This is a genomic window from Sphingopyxis sp. (genome assembly GCF_016793825.1).
Classification (GTDB): Bacteria; Pseudomonadota; Alphaproteobacteria; order Sphingomonadales; family Sphingomonadaceae; genus Sphingopyxis.
The window spans coordinates 130,128-147,154 of sequence record NZ_JAEULM010000002.1 but is presented as its reverse complement, the minus strand read 5'-3'; the positions used below and the strand labels follow the sequence as shown (position 1 = coordinate 147,154).

At 63.8% G+C, this 17,027-nt stretch carries 13 protein-coding genes and 1 tRNA gene; 9 read left to right on the top strand and 5 right to left on the bottom strand.

What is annotated here, in order from left to right; all coding sequences use genetic code 11:
- The first annotated feature begins 51 nt into the window (after nucleotides 1–51).
- Together JNM03_RS00775 and JNM03_RS00770 are read left to right on the top strand one after the other, a co-directional pair.
- A tRNA-Val gene (locus JNM03_RS00775) sits at nucleotides 52–127 on the top strand.
- Nucleotides 128–531: 404 nt separating this feature from the next.
- Complete coding sequence (locus tag JNM03_RS00770) at nucleotides 532–2,814, top strand: TonB-dependent receptor (protein WP_294033649.1); 2,283 nt, start codon at nucleotides 532–534, stop codon at nucleotides 2,812–2,814.
- Between the two features lie 91 nt (nucleotides 2,815–2,905).
- Here JNM03_RS00770 and JNM03_RS00765 read toward each other — a convergent pair whose 3' ends face one another.
- On the bottom strand, nucleotides 2,906–3,754 hold the full coding sequence (locus tag JNM03_RS00765; protein WP_294033647.1) for an IclR family transcriptional regulator: 849 nt from the start codon (nucleotides 3,752–3,754) through the stop codon (nucleotides 2,906–2,908).
- Between the two features lie 139 nt (nucleotides 3,755–3,893).
- Between JNM03_RS00765 and JNM03_RS00760 the strand changes: the two genes are divergently transcribed.
- The 6 genes from JNM03_RS00760 to JNM03_RS00735 all read left to right on the top strand — a co-directional run bounded on the left by JNM03_RS00760 (nucleotide 3,894) and on the right by JNM03_RS00735 (nucleotide 10,352).
- Nucleotides 3,894–5,123, top strand: coding sequence for an aromatic ring-hydroxylating dioxygenase subunit alpha (locus JNM03_RS00760; protein WP_294033645.1), 1,230 nt, complete (start codon nucleotides 3,894–3,896; stop codon nucleotides 5,121–5,123).
- Nucleotides 5,124–5,160: 37 nt separating this feature from the next.
- Complete coding sequence (locus JNM03_RS00755; RefSeq protein WP_294033643.1) at nucleotides 5,161–6,123, top strand: fumarylacetoacetate hydrolase family protein; 963 nt, start codon at nucleotides 5,161–5,163, stop codon at nucleotides 6,121–6,123.
- A 34-nt stretch (nucleotides 6,124–6,157) separates the two neighbouring features.
- Nucleotides 6,158–7,180, top strand: coding sequence for a protocatechuate 3,4-dioxygenase (locus JNM03_RS00750; RefSeq protein WP_294033641.1), 1,023 nt, complete (start codon nucleotides 6,158–6,160; stop codon nucleotides 7,178–7,180).
- A complete protein-coding gene (locus tag JNM03_RS00745) occupies nucleotides 7,177–8,826 on the top strand; it encodes an FAD-dependent oxidoreductase (RefSeq protein ID WP_294033639.1) in 1,650 nt (549 codons plus the stop codon). Before JNM03_RS00750 ends, JNM03_RS00745 begins: the two co-directional genes overlap by 4 nt.
- Nucleotides 8,823–9,797, top strand: coding sequence for a fumarylacetoacetate hydrolase family protein (locus tag JNM03_RS00740; protein WP_294033637.1), 975 nt, complete (start codon nucleotides 8,823–8,825; stop codon nucleotides 9,795–9,797). Before JNM03_RS00745 ends, JNM03_RS00740 begins: the two co-directional genes overlap by 4 nt.
- A gap of 168 nt (nucleotides 9,798–9,965) precedes the next feature.
- On the top strand, nucleotides 9,966–10,352 hold the full coding sequence (locus tag JNM03_RS00735) for a MarR family transcriptional regulator (RefSeq protein WP_294033635.1): 387 nt from the start codon (nucleotides 9,966–9,968) through the stop codon (nucleotides 10,350–10,352).
- 23 nt (nucleotides 10,353–10,375) lie between these two features.
- Here JNM03_RS00735 and JNM03_RS00730 read toward each other — a convergent pair whose 3' ends face one another.
- The gene (locus JNM03_RS00730; RefSeq protein ID WP_294033633.1) at nucleotides 10,376–12,064 is read right to left on the bottom strand and encodes a thiamine pyrophosphate-binding protein; all 1,689 of its coding nucleotides are present in this window, start codon (nucleotides 12,062–12,064) and stop codon (nucleotides 10,376–10,378) included.
- A 218-nt stretch (nucleotides 12,065–12,282) separates the two neighbouring features.
- Here JNM03_RS00730 and JNM03_RS00725 point away from each other — a divergent pair, with 218 nt between their 5' ends.
- Nucleotides 12,283–13,455, top strand: coding sequence for an aromatic ring-hydroxylating dioxygenase subunit alpha (locus JNM03_RS00725; RefSeq protein WP_294033631.1), 1,173 nt, complete (start codon nucleotides 12,283–12,285; stop codon nucleotides 13,453–13,455).
- A gap of 10 nt (nucleotides 13,456–13,465) precedes the next feature.
- Here JNM03_RS00725 and JNM03_RS00720 read toward each other — a convergent pair whose 3' ends face one another.
- The 3 genes from JNM03_RS00720 to JNM03_RS00710 all read right to left on the bottom strand — a co-directional run bounded on the left by JNM03_RS00720 (nucleotide 13,466) and on the right by JNM03_RS00710 (nucleotide 17,011).
- On the bottom strand, nucleotides 13,466–14,206 hold the full coding sequence (locus JNM03_RS00720) for a helix-turn-helix domain-containing protein (RefSeq protein ID WP_294033629.1): 741 nt from the start codon (nucleotides 14,204–14,206) through the stop codon (nucleotides 13,466–13,468).
- A gap of 65 nt (nucleotides 14,207–14,271) precedes the next feature.
- Nucleotides 14,272–15,462: an amino acid aminotransferase gene (locus tag JNM03_RS00715; protein ID WP_294033628.1), complete on the bottom strand. Its 1,191-nt coding sequence runs from the start codon at nucleotides 15,460–15,462 to the stop codon at nucleotides 14,272–14,274.
- Nucleotides 15,463–15,598: 136 nt separating this feature from the next.
- Nucleotides 15,599–17,011, bottom strand: coding sequence for an aldehyde dehydrogenase family protein (locus JNM03_RS00710; RefSeq protein WP_294033627.1), 1,413 nt, complete (start codon nucleotides 17,009–17,011; stop codon nucleotides 15,599–15,601).
- Between the last annotated feature and the right edge of the window lie 16 nt (nucleotides 17,012–17,027).

Sequence of the window (17,027 nt, the reverse complement as noted above, 5' to 3'; positions counted from 1 at the left end):
TTGCCAGCGCATGACGCTTGTGGCAGGGGCGCGCTTCCCGCCGATGGCGAGGGGCGCTTAGCTCAGTTGGTAGAGCATCTCGTTTACACCGAGAGGGTCGGCGGTTCGAGCCCGTCAGCGCCCACCAGGGGGCGGCAGATACCCGACGATAGCGCGGACTTTCTTGATCCGGGACACGGATGTCCCGTTACCCTGCGGCAGCGCGAGGGGCCGTAAAGCGATCGTCGATTCCGACGCTGGCGGCTGCCCGGTTGCCGACCTTTGCAAAATGGGCCTGATTGTCCCGATTTCCGATGGACGGCATCCGCCTGTTCATGGACGGGTGAACACAACCATCTGATATATTTATGAATATGACGTCCCGCAGCATCCGAGCGCCGACCGGCGAAGTCACAAAATATGTGCTAATGTTACACCTAGCGAAACAAACCTGCAGAAAAAGGATTGCAGCCTCCGTAAAATTGGATAACATGTGAAGCAATAACGGCGCGCTTAGCGGCGGGCGAGAAAAGCTATCCATGGGAGGGTTCGATGTCTAAATTCCTGTTTTCTAGAGAAATCAATCTCAGCTGTGCGTCGATCGCCGTCGTTGCGGGCCTGCTCGCGGCGAGTCCCGCCGCCGCCCAGGGTGCCGGTCCGGCCGCCGCGACCGCTGAAGACGACGGTCCGGCCCCGATCATCGTGACGGCGAACAAGCGCGGCAACGAGACCGTCCAGAACACTCCGTCGAGCATCGGCGTCATCACCGCCGAGCAGCTTGCGTCCAAGAATATTGTCAATTTCGACGATATCACGCGCAACGTCGCCGGCCTCAACGTCATCAACGAAGGCCCGGGCCTCAACACGATCATGATCCGCGGCCTGGTTGGCGCCGGCGAATCGACGGTCGGCCTCTATTACGATAACCTTCCCACCTCGGGTTCGGGCGAAAGCGCGGCACTGACCTCGGGTCGCCAGACCGACCTTGTCGTCTGGGACGCGGCGCGCGTCGAAGTGCTGCGCGGGCCGCAGAGCACGCTCTATGGCTCGTCGGCCCTCGCTGGCGTCGTCCGCATCATCTCGAACGAAGCCGATCCGTCGGGCTTTGCCGGACAGGCCGACTTCAGCGCCGCGACGATCAAGGAAGGTTCGCCGAGCTGGTCGGTCAAGGGCATGGTCAACCTGCCGCTGAGCGAAAAGGCCGCGATCCGGGTCGTCGGCTATCAGGTGCACACCGGCGGCTTCGTCGACGATGTCCAGCACGGTGACAAGAATTTCAACAAGGCCGACCAGACGGGCCTGCGCGTGAACACCAAGTTCGAACTGGGTGAAGCGACGACGCTGACCAGCCAGCTGTATGTCCAGCGACTGGAGTCGGCCGGCGCCGGCTTCTCGCGACCCTGGGCTTCGCCGATCGGCCTGGTCACCTTCCCCGCCGTTGGAGAGTTGCAGACCGATGCAGCGACCAAGGGGGTCTTCAACGATACCACGGTCCTTGCCGGCGCGACGCTGGAGCATGATTTCGGCCCCGCCGTCCTGACGTTGTCGCAATCCTATCAGCATCGCAAGAATCTGGCGGTGAAGGACAATTCGGGCATGGGGCACTTCTTCCGCTTCCTGCAGAGCATCAATGCCTTTCCGAACGTGCCGACGCCGAACGATCTGGCCTTCATCCAGAACCAGAGCCTCGAGCTGTGGAATACCGAAGCGCGCGTCGCGACGAAGTTCGACGGACCGTTCAACCTGGTGGCGGGCGTCATGTACCAGACGCGCGATACCGAGATTGAGAACATCCTGCAGGACGTCGATCGCGTTTCGGGCCTGACGATCCCGGCGAGCGCCGCGAACCCGATCTGGTTCCAGCGGTCGGCGACCTTCAAGCTGAAGCAGTTCGCTGCGTTCGGCGAGGCGAACTTCAAGTTCTCGGACAAATTCTCCGTATTGGCCGGTATCCGCTATTTCAACGCCAAGCGCGACGATGTGCTGACGCCGATCGTGCCCTTCCTCCGCCTCGGCGTGGCGGGGACCCCCGACCAGCTCTCGTCGAACGAGAACAAGGCGATCTTCAAGTTCGAAGCCGATTTCAAGCCGACCGAACATCTGATGCTCTATGCCTCTGCGTCGCAGGGCTATCGCGTTGGCGGTACGGTGTTGAAGGTGGTTCCCGAACTGCCCGACGCCTATGGCCCCGACTATACGTGGAACTTCGAAGCCGGTGCGAAGACCGAATGGTTCAACCGCCGCCTGACCGCCAACATCGCGCTCTATCACATCAATTGGTACGACACGCAGATTTCGGGCGAGTTCTATAACGGAGCCTTCGAAGGCATCCTGAACTGCGAAGGCCTGTGCGCCCGGTCGCAGGGTATCGAAATCGACATCAACGCCCGCCCGGTGCGCGGCCTCGATCTCGGCTTCAGCGGGACGGTCTTCAAGGCGAAGTGGCTGAAGGCGCAGCCGGCCATGAACGGTAGCCCGGCCGCCGGCACGCAGTTTGCCGACACCCCGCGTCACACGTTCAGCGCCTATGCCAATTACGAATGGGATATCAGCGACGATTTCCAGATGGCGCTGACCGCGAACGTCCAGAACTCCGGCCGGATCGCCTTTTCGGACTATCGCCCGCAGTATAATCTGCACACGCCGGGCGCCTATACGATGGTCGATGTCGCGGCGACCCTGTCGAAGGGCGATCGCTGGTCGACCAAGCTCTTCGTCGACAATCTGTTCGACAAGCGCGCGCTCTACAATGTCACGGCCGACAGCGTGACGCCGTTCAGCGCGCTCTATGCGACGCCGCGGACGATCGGGCTGGAGCTTAGCGTCAAATATTGAGGCTCGCCCACTGGTGAGACGGTTTCGGCTCCGGACAGCGATGTTGCGGGGCCGTTGCCTTTTCAAACGCGATCGACCGGCCTTCGGGGTTTCAGTCGGCCGCCTGATAGTCGGGATATCGAAACCGCGAATTCAGCCGCCGCGACGATTGCCGGCAGCAATCGAGCAGCGCCTGGATGATCCGCCGCGGCGGCCCCTGCTCGCCGAGCGACGAGCTCGGGATCATGACGGTCACGACCGCGCACAGATGATGGTGTCGATCGAAGATCGGCGCAGCGACCGCGCCATGCCCCAGATTGAACTTGTCCCGAGTCCAGCAGACATAGTGGCGCTGGATATCGGCGATCTGCGTCATGAAATCGGCGCGGTCCTCGACCCGGAAGTCGGTTTCGCGGGCGCACAGATGGTCGAGCAGCTCCTCGCGCCGTTCGCGCGACTGAAAGGCGAAGACGATTCGCGCGGTGGGCGAATGCGGCAGGCTGAGCACCAGTCCCGGCTTCACGTCGATATGGATGGCCTGTGGCGCGGGGATCGATCGCTGGACCACCGCGTCGCCATCGGCGGCGGTGCAGAGCAGCACGGTGAGTTGAAGTTCGCGTCCAAGCGTCACCAGAAGATCGTCGAGCATCGCGCCCAGATCGAACCGGCTTGCCGCGATATGACCCCATCGGACCAGTCGCCATCCAAGTTCGTAGCCGCGGCTGCCCTGTCGTTGAACCAGCCCGAGCTGTTCGAGGTTCGACAGATGCCGCGAGGCTCGCGACTTGGTGAGCCCCAGCACCGTCGCCACATCCTGGACACCGACCTTGCCCCCGCGTTCGGCGAGCAGGTCGATGATCGCGGTCGCGGTCGCGACGGCTTCGATCTTGCCCAACCCCTCGGTCGGCGACTGGCGGCGAAGATCGCGGTCGTAGGGCGGAAGCGGAGTTTGTTGCGACATGCGCAACTCTTAACATGTTATGTTGCGAGTGTCGAGACGAAAGGATAGCGCGGCCCCAGCAAATCAACGAAAATCGGGGACGAAGATGGCCAGTCCGGCGCAGAACGAAAGGTTGACCCGCGTAGGCCCCGGCACGCCGATGGGTGAGCTGCTGCGCCGTTACTGGCACCCTTTCGCGGCGGCGGCACAGGTGCGCGAGGCCGGTTTGATGGCGGTGCGCCTGCTCGGCGAAGACCTGGTCGCCTTCTGCGCAAAGGACGGCAGCTTCGGTCTGGTCGATCGCCAATGCCCGCACCGGCGCGCCGATATGTTGAACGGCATTGTCGAGGACGACGGGCTGCGCTGCAGCTATCATGGATGGTGCTTCGCGGCGTCGGGAAAGTGCCTTGAGCAGCCGTTCGAGGACATCGCCAATCCGCGCGCGCGCTTCCGCGACAAGATCCGCACCAAAGCCTATCCAGTCGAGGAAAAGGCAGGGATGCTGTGGGCCTATATGGGTCCCGCCCCCGCGCCCCTCGTGCCGAATTGGGAGCCTTTTACCTGGGACAATGGCTTTACCCAGGTCGTGTTCGCGGACGTGCCGTGCAACTGGTTCCAGTGCCAGGAAAATAGCTGTGATCCCGTTCATTTCGAATGGATGCATCGCAACTGGTCGTCGGTGCTGTTCGGATCTGGCGACTATGGGCCCACCCATCTGGAGCTGAAGTTCGAGGAGTTCGAGTTCGGCCACATCTACAAGCGGGTGCGCGAGGATACCGACAAGAGCAATCAGCATTGGACGGTAGGCGCGACGGCACTGTGGCCCAACGCCTTTTTCCTGGGCGATCATATCGAATGGCGGGTGCCCGTCGACGACGAAAACACGCTGAGCATCACCTGGATGTTTCACCGCGTTCCGCGCGAGCGCGAACCCTATGTCCAGGCGCGCGTGCCCTGGTGGAAGGGGCCGGTGAAGGATGCCGACGGAAACTGGATCATCAGCCATGTGCTGAACCAGGACATCGTCGCCTGGGCAGGGCAGGGGGTAATCGCCGACCGCACGCAGGAGCATCTGGGTCAGAGCGATTTTGGTATCGTCATGATGCGGCGTGCCTTCGAAAAGGCGATGAAGGACGTCGAGGAAGGCCGCGACCCCAAGGGGCTCATCCGCGATGCCGAAGTCAATCGCTGTGTCGAGTTGCCGATCAAGCATCGTGAATTGTTCACCAGTTCGATGACGCTGGAGGAGAGCCGGGCCCTGGGCGATTCGCTCGCCTACCGGCTGAACCGGCCCGACTATCAACACCAGATCGGGCAGCCCGAGGCCGTGAAGCGCGAATATCAGGTCGCGATGGGCATGATCGCCGAGGATGCCGAACAGACCATCTGACACATCCGACCGAACGTAACGAAGAGAGGATTGCACAATGAAATTGGGAACCATCCGGATCGAAGGCCGGCCAACGGTCATTGCCCGCGTCGATGACGATCATGCCGTCGCGCTGGATTATGCGTGGATGGAAGACCTGATCGAGGCGGGCAATGCGGGGCTTGATGCCGCCGCCGCGGCGATCGACGCGGCGCGTGCAGGCGCGCGGCCGCTGATCGATCTGACCAACGCCGACTGGATGGCGCCGAACCCGCGCCCCTCGAAGATCCTGGGCTGTGCGGTCAACAACAACAACCTCAATCAATATGCGGTCAAACCGATGACGGCGCCGATGTTCTTTACCAAAGGGCGTTCGGCGCTGACCGGGCACAACAAGAATATCGAATTGCTGAAGGATCACGGCCAGTCGATCCCCGAGCCCGAGCCGGTCGTCGTCTTTGGCAAGACGGCGAAGAATGTGCCGCCCGAAAAGGCGCTCGACTATGTTTTCGGTTACACCCTGACCAACGACGTCACCGCGAGCGGGGTTAAATTTTCGCAGGACTCGATTGCGCTCAAGCAGCGGCCCGAGGTCATCAAGCCGCATCATCTTGCCTGGCGGCCGAAGTTCGAGGGCGAGGATACCTATCTGCTGTTCATCTATCACAGCAAGTCGAAGGGTGCCGATACCTTTGCCGCGATGGGGCCCTGGCTGACGACCAAGGACGAGATTCCCGATCCCAACGCGCTGCGTGTCCGCGGCTATATCGACGGCGAATGCTATGCCGACGACAGCACGGCCAATTACTTCTTCCCGGTCGAGCGCGTGATTTCCGAAGCCAGCAAGTGGTTCACGATGGAAGTGGGCGACTGCATTCACACGGGCACGGCGTCGAAGGGCACCGAAAAACATCCGCGCGGCAACATCGGCACCTATCTGAACCTTTACGACGGCAAGCTGACCGATGTGGAGGTCGAGGGCCTTGGCCGTCTGTCGAACCGCATCACGATGATGCCCTGACGACAGTCGATAGCGAACGGAACGGGAGGACGGATTGGCCGAGATCGTGCTTGGGATCGGTTGCGCGCACACGCCGCAACTGCACACGCTGGCGGAGGATTGGGACATCCGCGCGGCGCGGGACCGGACGGACGGAATCCCGCTCTGGTTTCATGGGCGCAAGCTGAAATATGCCGAGCTGGAGGCGGAACGGGCGGATGAACGGCTCGCCGACAAGCTCGACCTCGGCACCCGCCGCGCGGCGCTGGAGGCGAGCTTCGATGCGATCGACCGCCTCCACGCTCGCTTTGCCGAGGTCGATCCCGACATCGTGGTGATGATCGGCAACGACCAGAATGAATTTTTTTCGGAAATCGTTCCGGCCTTTGCCGTCGTCGCCGCCGACGAACTGCCCAATCTGCCGCGGACCGCCGAGCAGAATGGACGGTTGCCGGTCGGCATCGAAATTTCCGACCATGGGCATCTGCCTGACGCGCAGGTCAACTTCCCCGGCCACCGGGCGCTGGGCCAGCATATCGCGCGCCATGTCGTCGGTCAGGAAGGGTTCGACGTCACCTTGTGCCACGAAAAGCCGACCGTACGGAACGACAAGTCGCTGCTGTACGGCCTGCCGCATGCTTATGGGTTCTTGTACAAGAACCTGTTGCGTGACCGGATCAAGCCGAACGTCCCGGTCGATGTGAATTGCTGGTATTACGACAACAGCCCGACTGCGGCGCGCTGTTATGATTTCGGCGGAGCGGTCGCGAGGGCGATCGCGGCGTGGGACAGCGACGCGCGCGTCGCGGTGCTGACCACCGGCGGGCTCACGCACTTTGTCGTCGATGAGCAATGGGATCGCTGGTTCCTGGACGCGCTCGAACGCGACGACCAGGAGGCGCTTTGCGCCATCCCGCAGGCCGAGCTGATGGCCGGAACGTCCGAATGCAAGAGCTGGATCGCGACCTCGGCCGCGATGCGCGAAGCCGGGCTGAAAATGTCGGTCGTCGGCTATCAGCCGCTCTACCGCACCGAAGGCGGGACCGGATCCTCCTGCGCATTCGTGGCGTGGCAATGAGCGCGCCTTCCGTCTTCATCTCTGGCGCCGGGCCGGTCGGCATGACGCTGGCGCTCGACCTCGCCCGTCGCGGTATTCGGTCGACGATTGTCGAGCGCCGGAGCGCTGGCGAGCCGCCGAGTGTCAAGTGCAACCATGTCGCCGCGCGCACCATGGAGGCGTTCCGCCGGCTGGGCATCGCCGACGATGTACGCAACGCCGGGCTTCCCGCCGACTATCCGAACGACTGCGTCTATCGCACCTCGGTGACGCAGGGACATGAAATCACGCGCATCCCGATCCCCGCGCGCGCCGAACGCGGTACGGATTTCGAAGGTCCGGATACGGCCTGGCCGACGCCGGAGCCACCGCACCGGATCAACCAGATATTCCTCGAGCCGATCCTGTTCGCCCATGCTGCCGCGCATCCGCTGATCACGATCCACAACCGTACCGAACTGGTCGAGGCGACGCAGGACGAGACCGGCGTATCGGCCGTCTATCGCAACATCGATACCGGCGAGACGCGGACGACAACGGCCGACTATCTGCTCGGCTGCGATGGCGGGCGGTCGCTGGTGCGCAACCTGATCGGCGCGAAGCTGTCGGGCGATCCGGTCGTGCAGCGTGTGCAGTCGACCTATATCCGCGCGCCGAAGCTGCTTGGTCTGTTGCAGGGTCGCCCCGGCTGGATGAACTTGTCGCTCAACCCCCGTCGGTCGGGCAATACGGTCGCGATCGACGGCAAGGAGCATTGGCTGATCCACTGCTATCTCTATGAGCATGAGGAGGATTTCGACGCGATCGACCGCGACGCCGCGATCCGGACCATCCTGGGGGTCGGCGGCGATTTCGACTATGAGGTGATCAGCAACGAGGACTGGATCGGACGCCGGCTGGTTGCCGACAAGTTTCGCGACCGACGCATGTTCATCTGTGGCGACAGTGCCCATCTGTGGGTGCCCTATGCCGGCTATGGGATGAATGCCGGGATCGCCGATGCGATGAACCTGTCGTGGTTGCTGGCGGCGACGCTGAACGGCTGGGGCGGGGATCACCTGCTCGATGCCTATGAAGCTGAACGGTTGCCGATTACCGAGCAGGTATCGCATTTCGCGATGAATCACGCCCTCAGCGCCATGGCGCATCGGCGGGAAGTGCCCAGCGCGATCGAGGATGACGGTGCCGAAGGCGCGGCTGCGCGCGCGGCGTTGGGCGAACAGGTCTATGCGCTCAACGTCCAGCAATATTGCTGCGGCGGCCTGAACTTCGGCTATTTCTATCCGGAATCGCCGATCATCGAATATGATGGCGAAGCGCATCCGGGCTATTCGATGGCGGGGTTCGAACCGTCGACCGTTCCGGGATGCCGCACGCCCCATTTCTGGCGGCGCGGCGGCCGGTCGGCCTATGACGATTTCGGGCCGGACTATAGCTTGCTGCGGTTCGACCCCGCGATCGATGTCGAGCCACTGGTCGCGGCGGCGCGGCAGGCCGGCGTGCCGCTGACGGTCGTCGATATCGCGCCCGACGAGCGAACGCAGGTCTTTCGCCACGCGCTGTTGCTGTCGCGGCCCGACCTGCACGTGGCGTGGCGCGGCGATGCATTGCCGGCCGATCCGGCGATTCTGCTGGACCAGATGCGCGGAGCGGGAGGGATGCAATGAAGCTGGTGACATTCGCCCACGGACAGGGCGCTCCACGGCCGGGCGCACTGATTGCGGAAGATCGCGTGTTCGATATCATGGCCGCGACGGCGCGCGACGGCGAAGCGCTCGGCGACATGTTGGCCGTCATCACGGCGGGTAAGGCGGGGCTGGCCCGGATCGCCCGGTTGATGGAGGCCGCCCGCGACGAGGACGTTCATGCGCTGGCGGACGTCCGGCTGCTGGCGCCGCTGCCGCGGCCGACGCAGATCCGCGATTGCGGCAATTATGAAAAGCATGTGCGTCAGGCGATTGCCGCCGCGATGCAGTTGCGCGCCAACGCGACCGCCGATCCGGCCGCGACGCTCGAGACGTTTCGCGCCGCGGGACTGTTCGAAATCCCGCCGGTCTGGTTCGAGCAGCCGCTCTATTACAAGGGCAACCCGATGACGGTGGTCGGCCCCGACGCCGACGTCGTTCGGCCACGCTCGGCGCGGCTGATGGACTATGAGCTGGAACTGGCCGTGGTCATCGGCGGCCCGGCGAAGGACCTGACGCCGGACAATGCGCTGGGCGCGGTCTTCGGTTACACGATATTCAACGACTTCAGCGCGCGCGATATCCAGTCGCGCGAAACCCAGTTTCGTTTCGGCCCTGCGAAAGGCAAGGATTTCGACACCGGCAACGCGATTGGTCCGTGCATCGTGACCGCAGACGAAATCGTCGACCCCGAAGACATGGTGATGATCGCGCGGGTCAATGGCGAGGAAAAGGTCCGCACGATATCGGGCGGTGGCCAGCATTCGATCGCGGGGACCATCGCCTATATTTCGCGTGACGAAACACTGCATCCCGGCGACCTGATCGCCATGGGAACAGTCGGCGACGGCTGCGGATATGAAAGCCTGACCTTCCTTTCCGACGGCGATGTCGTCGAACTGGAAGTCGGGGGAATAGGCGTGCTGCGCAATCGCGTCGTCGCGCCGTCCTGAGTGGCCAGGCCGGGCGTTTTCGTCGCGTTTTAATGTCCGAATCGGGGCTTAATACATTGCCCTTTGCCCGGATTCGGCCATATACTTATCATGATGAGGAAACCACGGAAGCTATCACCGTATCGCGATTCCATCGCGGGATCTTTACTGGCCGCCCGCGAAGCAACGATGGCGCCGATCCGGCCGCTGCTGCGTGCGGCGAATTTCACTGAGCAGCAATGGCGCGTATTGCGCGTGCTGTCGGATGAGGGGCCGCTCGACATCGCGACTCTGGCAACCCGGGCGATGCTCCACGGGCCCAGCCTGACCCGCATTCTCAAGGAATTGGGCGACCGCGGGCTGACCCATCGTCAGCTCGACGCGAAGGATCGCCGGCGTTCGATCATCGAGATCACGGCGACGGGCCGCGCCGCGATCGACGAGACGGCGGCGCATACGCTGGTCCTGATCAATCATTATGCGCAGGCGTTCGGTCGCGAGCGGCTGACGAACCTGCTTTCCGAACTTGTGGCCTTTCGCGAAGCCCTGGCGCCGTTCGCTCCCGACGAAAGCTGACCGCGCCGCGAGACCCGATCCGCTCAGGGTTCGCCGAGCGGGTTGGGCGGCACCGGCGTGGGCGACGGCACGAACGGATGGATCAAGGCCCACGGGCTAGGCATCTCGCCGACCGAGACCTGAATCAGGGCTGGTCCGCCGCGCTGTTTTGCCGTTTCGAGCGCATCCCGAAGCCCGGCGGGCGAGTCGACCGAATGCGTCGGCAGGCCGTAAGCGCGGCCGAGATGTTCGAAGTCCGGATTGACGAGCTGGACCCCGATCTCGTGCCCGAAGACGCGCTTCTGGATACGGCGGACGTTGCCGAAGAAGCCGTCGACGAAAACCACGATCGACAGATTGACCTGATCGCGAGCCACCGTCGCCAGTTCCTGCAATCCCCAGCCGAAACCGCCGTCGCCGTTGATCGAGACGACACGACGGTCGGGGTTGCCGTGCGCGGCGCCCAGCGCAGTGTTGAACCCATAGCCCAGCGTGCCCTGATAGCCGGGGGTGATGAAGCTGTGGGGGCCATAAACGGGGAAACCGATGTTCGAGAAATAGCCCACCTGCGTCAGTTCGCTGACGAGAATATCGTCGTCGGCCATCGTCGAACGCATCGCGGCGACATAGTCTGTTTGCGGCTGGATGGCGTCCGTCTGCGCGGATGACCAGGCTTTGACGAGCGCGACGCGATCGGCGATCGGTTCACGCTGGAGGTCCGCGGGCAGTGCGGCGAGAAGGGCTTCGAGACCGACCCGGGCATCGCCCGCCACGGCCAGACCTTCCCGGCGCGGGGCGCCGACATCGTTGGATTCGACGTTGAGATAGATGTAACGCGCGTTTTCGGACGCCTGAATCGGCGTGCCATGGCCATCGAGAAAGCGGCTGCCCGCGACGAGGATGACGTCGGCGTGGGGCAGGACGGCGCGCCGTCCCAGCGCGGTCAGAGCGAGCGGGTGGCGGTCATCGACCGCGCCGCGACCGTTTTCGCTGGTGACGAGGGGGGCCTGGATCTTCTCGGCCAGCGCCTTTGCCGCATCGCCCGCCTGCGCCGCGACGACGCCGCCGCCGACGTACAGGACGGGAAAACGAGCATTCACCAGCAGGTCGGCCGCCTGTCGGATCAGGGCGTCATTGGGCGCGGTCGGCGCGGCGGGCGCCGCCGGCAACAAGGCGCACACTCCCCTGGCCTCCAGCAGGTCGGTCGGCAGTTCAATCGCGACCGGACGCGGCCGGCCCGAACGAAGCTGTTTGAACGCCTCGTTCACCAGGGCCGGAATCTCCTCGGCGGAGCGTGCGATGCCGTGCCATTTGGTCAGGCTCTTGAGGATGCCCGACTGGTCGGGCAGTTCGTGGAGCATGCCATAGCCCTTGCCGATCGTGTCGGAGGGAATATGGCCGACGATGAACAGAACCGGCGAATTGCAGGCATAGGCGGTCGAGATTCCCGACAGGGCATTCAGCATGCCCGGCCCCGGAACCACCATGCAGACCCCCTCGCGCCCGGTGGTCCGCGCATAGCCGTCGGCCATGTAGGAGGTCGCCTGTTCGTGGCGGGGAACGATGAGCCGCAGCTTTTCGCCCTGCTGGCGGATCGCCTCGACCGCCCAGTCGAGCTGGATGCCGGGGATGCCGAAGATGTCGCGAACGCCTTCTTCCATCAACTGGGCGACCAGCGCCGCGCCGCCGGTCCGTTCCTGGGGGGCATATTGGCTCACGTGCATCTTCTCCATTTTCGCGGGCAATCACCGTCACGAGATGGCGCGGAGACTCCCAAATCATTTAACAAGTTATCTATATGACGATGCTCGCCGCGGTTCAAGCGCGAATATGCGCCGCGCCGGGGAAAGATCGATTGACAGAGCGAAATAATTTAACATGATATGTTATTAGTGATTGCGACGGCCCGTCGACGGGCGCAGAGTCGCGAGGAAATGTGGGAGTGGGATGCGTGGACGGGTATAGTTATAGCGGGCGCAAGCCGCATTTTCGGGAAGAATTGACGCTGGTCGAGCGGGGCACGCCGATGGGCGAATATCTGCGGCGCTTCTGGCATCCGGTGGGGTTGATCGCCGATGCGACGGCGACGCCGCGGCGCGTCCGTATCTTGTCGGAGGACCTGGTCCTGTTTCGCGACGGGGCAGGGCGGCCCGGCCTTGTTCATGCGCGCTGCATGCATCGCGGCGCCGACCTTTTTTATGGTCGCGGCGAAGAACAGGGCATCCGGTGCTGCTATCATGGCTGGATGTTCGACGTCGAAGGCCGGTGCGTCGATATGCCGATGGAGCCGGATAACGGGTGCAAGGTTCGCGATCGCATTCGTCAGCCCTGGTATCCGGTCGAAGAGCGTTATGGTCTGATCTTTGCCTATATGGGGCCGCCAGACAAGAAGCCGTTGCTGCCGCGATACGAATTGCTGGAAAATTTGCAAGACGGCGAAGTCATCGTTGCCGACGACAGCAATCTCGGGTCGGGCGGCTATGGTATTGCTCCGTGTAACTGGTTGCAGCATTTCGACAATGTCGTCGATCCGTTTCATGTCCCCGTCTTGCACCAGTCTTTCAGCGGAATTCAATTTGTCGCCGAAATGGGTGTAAAACCTGACGTGCAGTTCGAGGCGTTCGAACAGGGCGTGCGGTCCGAACAGGTGCGCGACCTCGGCGACGGCAGCAAGCTGCGGCGCGTGACCGAGGCGTTGCTACCCAATGTTCGCGTGGTCCCAAGCCCGCGGCTGGCGATGGGGCCGACGGAAGGTATCGGCTTTGTCGTACCGATCGATTCGACCCATTATCTGGTCTATAATGTCGCGCGCGCAGCCCCCGGAACCGATCTGGGAGCGATCCGGTCCAAGCCGGGCGGCAAGGACTGGCGCGAGATGACCGAGGACGAGCGGCAGCGCTTTCCCGGCGACTGGGAGGCGCAGACCAGCCAGGGCGAGATCGCGTTCCATTCGGAGGAGCATCTTGCCAGCAGCGATGCCGGCATCGCGATGCTGCGCCGGTTGCTGGCGCGTCAGGTCAAGCTGGTGGCGGAGGGAAGCGACCCGGTGGGCTGGACCCAGACGCCGGGCGAGGAATGGATCCGGTCCCGATCGGGCAATTTCACGATCTCCGCCGAAGCGTGATGCGCGCCGGTCAGGCGACCGGCATCAGCGGCGACGTGGCGCCTTCGGCGTAGCGGGCCTGGATCGCGGCGGCCGCACTCGATACCTGCGCGATCAGCGCGGCCGCCGGTTCGGGATCGACGAGCGCCGACGACAGCACGAGGCCGACGGTTGTCGCAAGGCTGCCATCGGCCTCGAAAATCGGGGCGGCGATTCCGCCGAGGCCATTGCCGTGGACATCAACCTCGAAATCGAGGCCGAAGCGAACGAGATTCGCCTCGAGCACCGCCGATGCAAAGCGGCTCCCCTCGAAAAAGCGGCCGAGGCGGGCCGATGGAGATTGAGGAAACGCGAGCAGGGTGCCGAGCCGGATCGCGACGCCGGGTTCGAACTCGTTCGGCATCGCCGCAACGACAAGCGATCCGTCGCGCGTCGGCAGCGTCTGTACCGCCGTATGCCCCGTTTCGTCGCGCATCCGGCGAAGATAGGGCTGCGCCAACTCGACGATGTTGCTGCGGTACACTGCCGCGCGGCCGTATTTCATCAGCTTGCGGCCGAACACGTAGCCGCTGCCCGCGGGCGCGCGCTCGACGAGCTTCAGCATCGACAGGGTTTGCAGATGGCGCGAGACGCGCGCCTTGGTCATGCCGAGGTCGCGGGCGAGGTCGGTGACGCGGACGGGGCCGGTCGCCTCGGTCAGCGCGTCGAGAATCTGGACGGCCACCTCGACGCTTTTTACCGATCCCGACTGCTCGTCGCCTTTTGCGTTCATGCGTGCCTAACCCGCCCGTCCGACATGGCGCAGCATGGGATCATCGGGCGGCAAAAGGCAAGCCTTCAACCGCCCTGGCTGACGCTTGCGAACGCCTCGGCGACATGTTCGACATTGTCCATCGTCAGGCCAGCCAGGTTCGCACGACCCGAATCGGTGGCGTAGATATGCCAGGTGTCGCGCAGCCTGTGCACGGCGCTGACCGGAAGGCCGAGCAGCGCGAACATGCCATTCTGACCAGCCAGATAGGAAAAATCGCGGCCGCCGCGCCCGTCGAGTGCTTCGACCAGCTTGCGGCGGACATCCTGAATGCGGGTGCGCATTCCGGTCAGCTCGATCTCCCATTCGCCGCGCAGCGCCGCGTCGCCAAGGATATGCGCAACGATCGCCGCGCCATGATCGGGCGGCATCGAATAGTTGGCGCGCACGACGGGAAGCAGGTGCCCGACGGCCGCCTCGCCCTGCTTGGGCGTACCGCCGACCAGCGTCAGCGCACCCGTGCGTTCGCGATAGAGCGCGAAATTCTTGGAACAAGAGCTCGCGACGATCATCTGCGGCAATTTGGCCGCGAGGATGTTGATGCCAGCGCGATCTTCCTCCAGCCCGTCGCCGAAACCCAGATAGGCGAGGTCGACGAGCGGCATCGCGCCGGTTTTGGCAAGGACGTCGGCAATCGCGTTCCACTGGTCCGTGTCGGGATCGGTGCCCGACGGATTGTGGCAGCAGCCATGGACGAGAAGCGTGTCGTTGGCCGTCAGCGCGCCGAGCGCCGCGATCATGTCATCGAAGCGCAGGCGTCCGGTTTCGACGTCGTAATAGGGATAAGTCACGATCTCGACGCCGGCCGCCTTGAACAGCGCCGGGTGGTTCGCCCAGGTCGGATCGGGGAGGAATATGCGGCCACCGGGGCGCAGGCGATGGATGAAATCGCCCGCGACGCGCAGCGCGCCGGTGCCGCCCGGCGTCTGGATCGTCCGGGCGCGCGCATGGGCATCGGATCCTTCGGGAAGCAGCAGCGCGCGAATGCGGTCGTTATACTCGGGGTTGCCGGCGGAGGAGAGGTAGCGCTTGCTCGCCTGCGTCTCGACCAGCCACTGCTCGGCCTTCTTGACCGTGTCGAGGACGATCACATCGCCCTTGTCATCCTTGTACACGCCGATGCCCAGATCGACCTTGCGGGGGTCGGGGTCGGCGGCGAACAACTGGGCCATTCCCAGGATCGGATCGGGCGGTGCATCGCTCAGGTCGGCAAACATGATCTCTCCTCTTGTCTCGTATTATGAGACTGAATATTGCTATACGATACAAATGCGATTTGGGCAAGGCGACCTTGTGGCGCGCGAAGCCGAGCCTCCTGCAACAATGCGACGGATGGTTGCCAGTCTACATCGGTCAGCGGGGAATGCGTACCGTCTGCAACTGGGTATATTCGTCAAGGCCGTGCTGGCCGAATTCGACGCCGATTCCCGACTGCTTGGCACCGCCAAAGGGGATCGTCGGCGAAATCGTCGAATGATCGTTCACCCAGACGCTGCCGCATTGCAGCCGCTGCGCCAAGGCGGCGGCGCGTTCGACATCCGATGACCACACCGAACCGCCCAGGCCATTGTCGTTGGCATTGGCGCGTGCGAGCGCGTCTTCGGGATCGTGATAGCGGACGATCGGCAGGATCGGCCCGAATTGTTCCTCGTCGACCGCGCGCACGCCGTCGGTAACATCGACAAGGACCGACAGCGGAAAGAAATAGCCGGGCCCTGTAGTGGCTGTGCCGCCGGTGAGGAAGCGACCTCCGGCGGCGCGCGCATCGTCGGCGAGCGCGGCGACATAGTCGAACTGTTTGCGGTTCTGCAGCGGCCCGAACTGGCTGTCCGGATCGTCGCCGGCCCCGACCGTGGCGGCGGCAGCCATCTCCGCCAGTCGGGCGGCGAGGGCATCATGGACTGACTCGTGGACATATAGTCGCTTGATCGCGGCGCAGACCTGTCCGCTGTTGCCGAATGCCGCAGCGAAAATCCGCGGCGCGATCGCGTCCACGTCGGCGTCGGGAAGCACGATGGCCGCATCGTTCCCCCCGAGTTCGAGCGTCAGGCGTTTCAGGTTCGCGGCGCCTTCGCGCATGATCGCGCGGCCGGTGGGGGTCGACCCGGTGAAGACGATCTTGTCTATCCCCGGGTGCCGCGACATGGCGCCGCCGATTTCGACATCGCCGGTCACGGCGTTGAAGACCCCGGCGGACAGATGCTCGTTGGCGATCGCGACGACGCGCAATGTGGTGAGCGGCGTATTGGGCGACGGCTTGATGACGACGCTGTTCCCCGCGAGCAGTGCCGGGATGACGTGCCAGATCGCGATCATGACCGGGAAATTCCACGGGGTGATCGACCCGACGACGCCGAGCGGACGACGATGGAGTTCGACGATCGGGCCTTCGGATCCGCCGACCCGCTCGATGGCGGGACGGAGCGCGGCGGTCGCGCGGATCCAGTAAAGCGTGCCGCCGATTTCGCCCATCGCCGATTTCCGCGGCTTGCCCTGTTCGCGCGAGAGCAGCGCTGCGAGTTCGCCTTGCCGACTTTCGATCGCGTCGGCGATCGCAAGCAGGCGCGCGGCGCGGTCTTCTATCGGCATCGCCGCCCATGCGGGGAACGCGGCGCGTGCGGCGTCGACGGCCTCGTCAAGCTGGTCGGTCGATGCAAGCGCGCATTCGGCAAAGGCCTCGCCCGTCGCGGGATCGATGACGGCAAAGCTGCCGGTGCCGGGCACGGCCTTGCCGCCGATGAAGAGCGGAAATTCCTGGTCTGACATGATTCTGTTTCCTTGA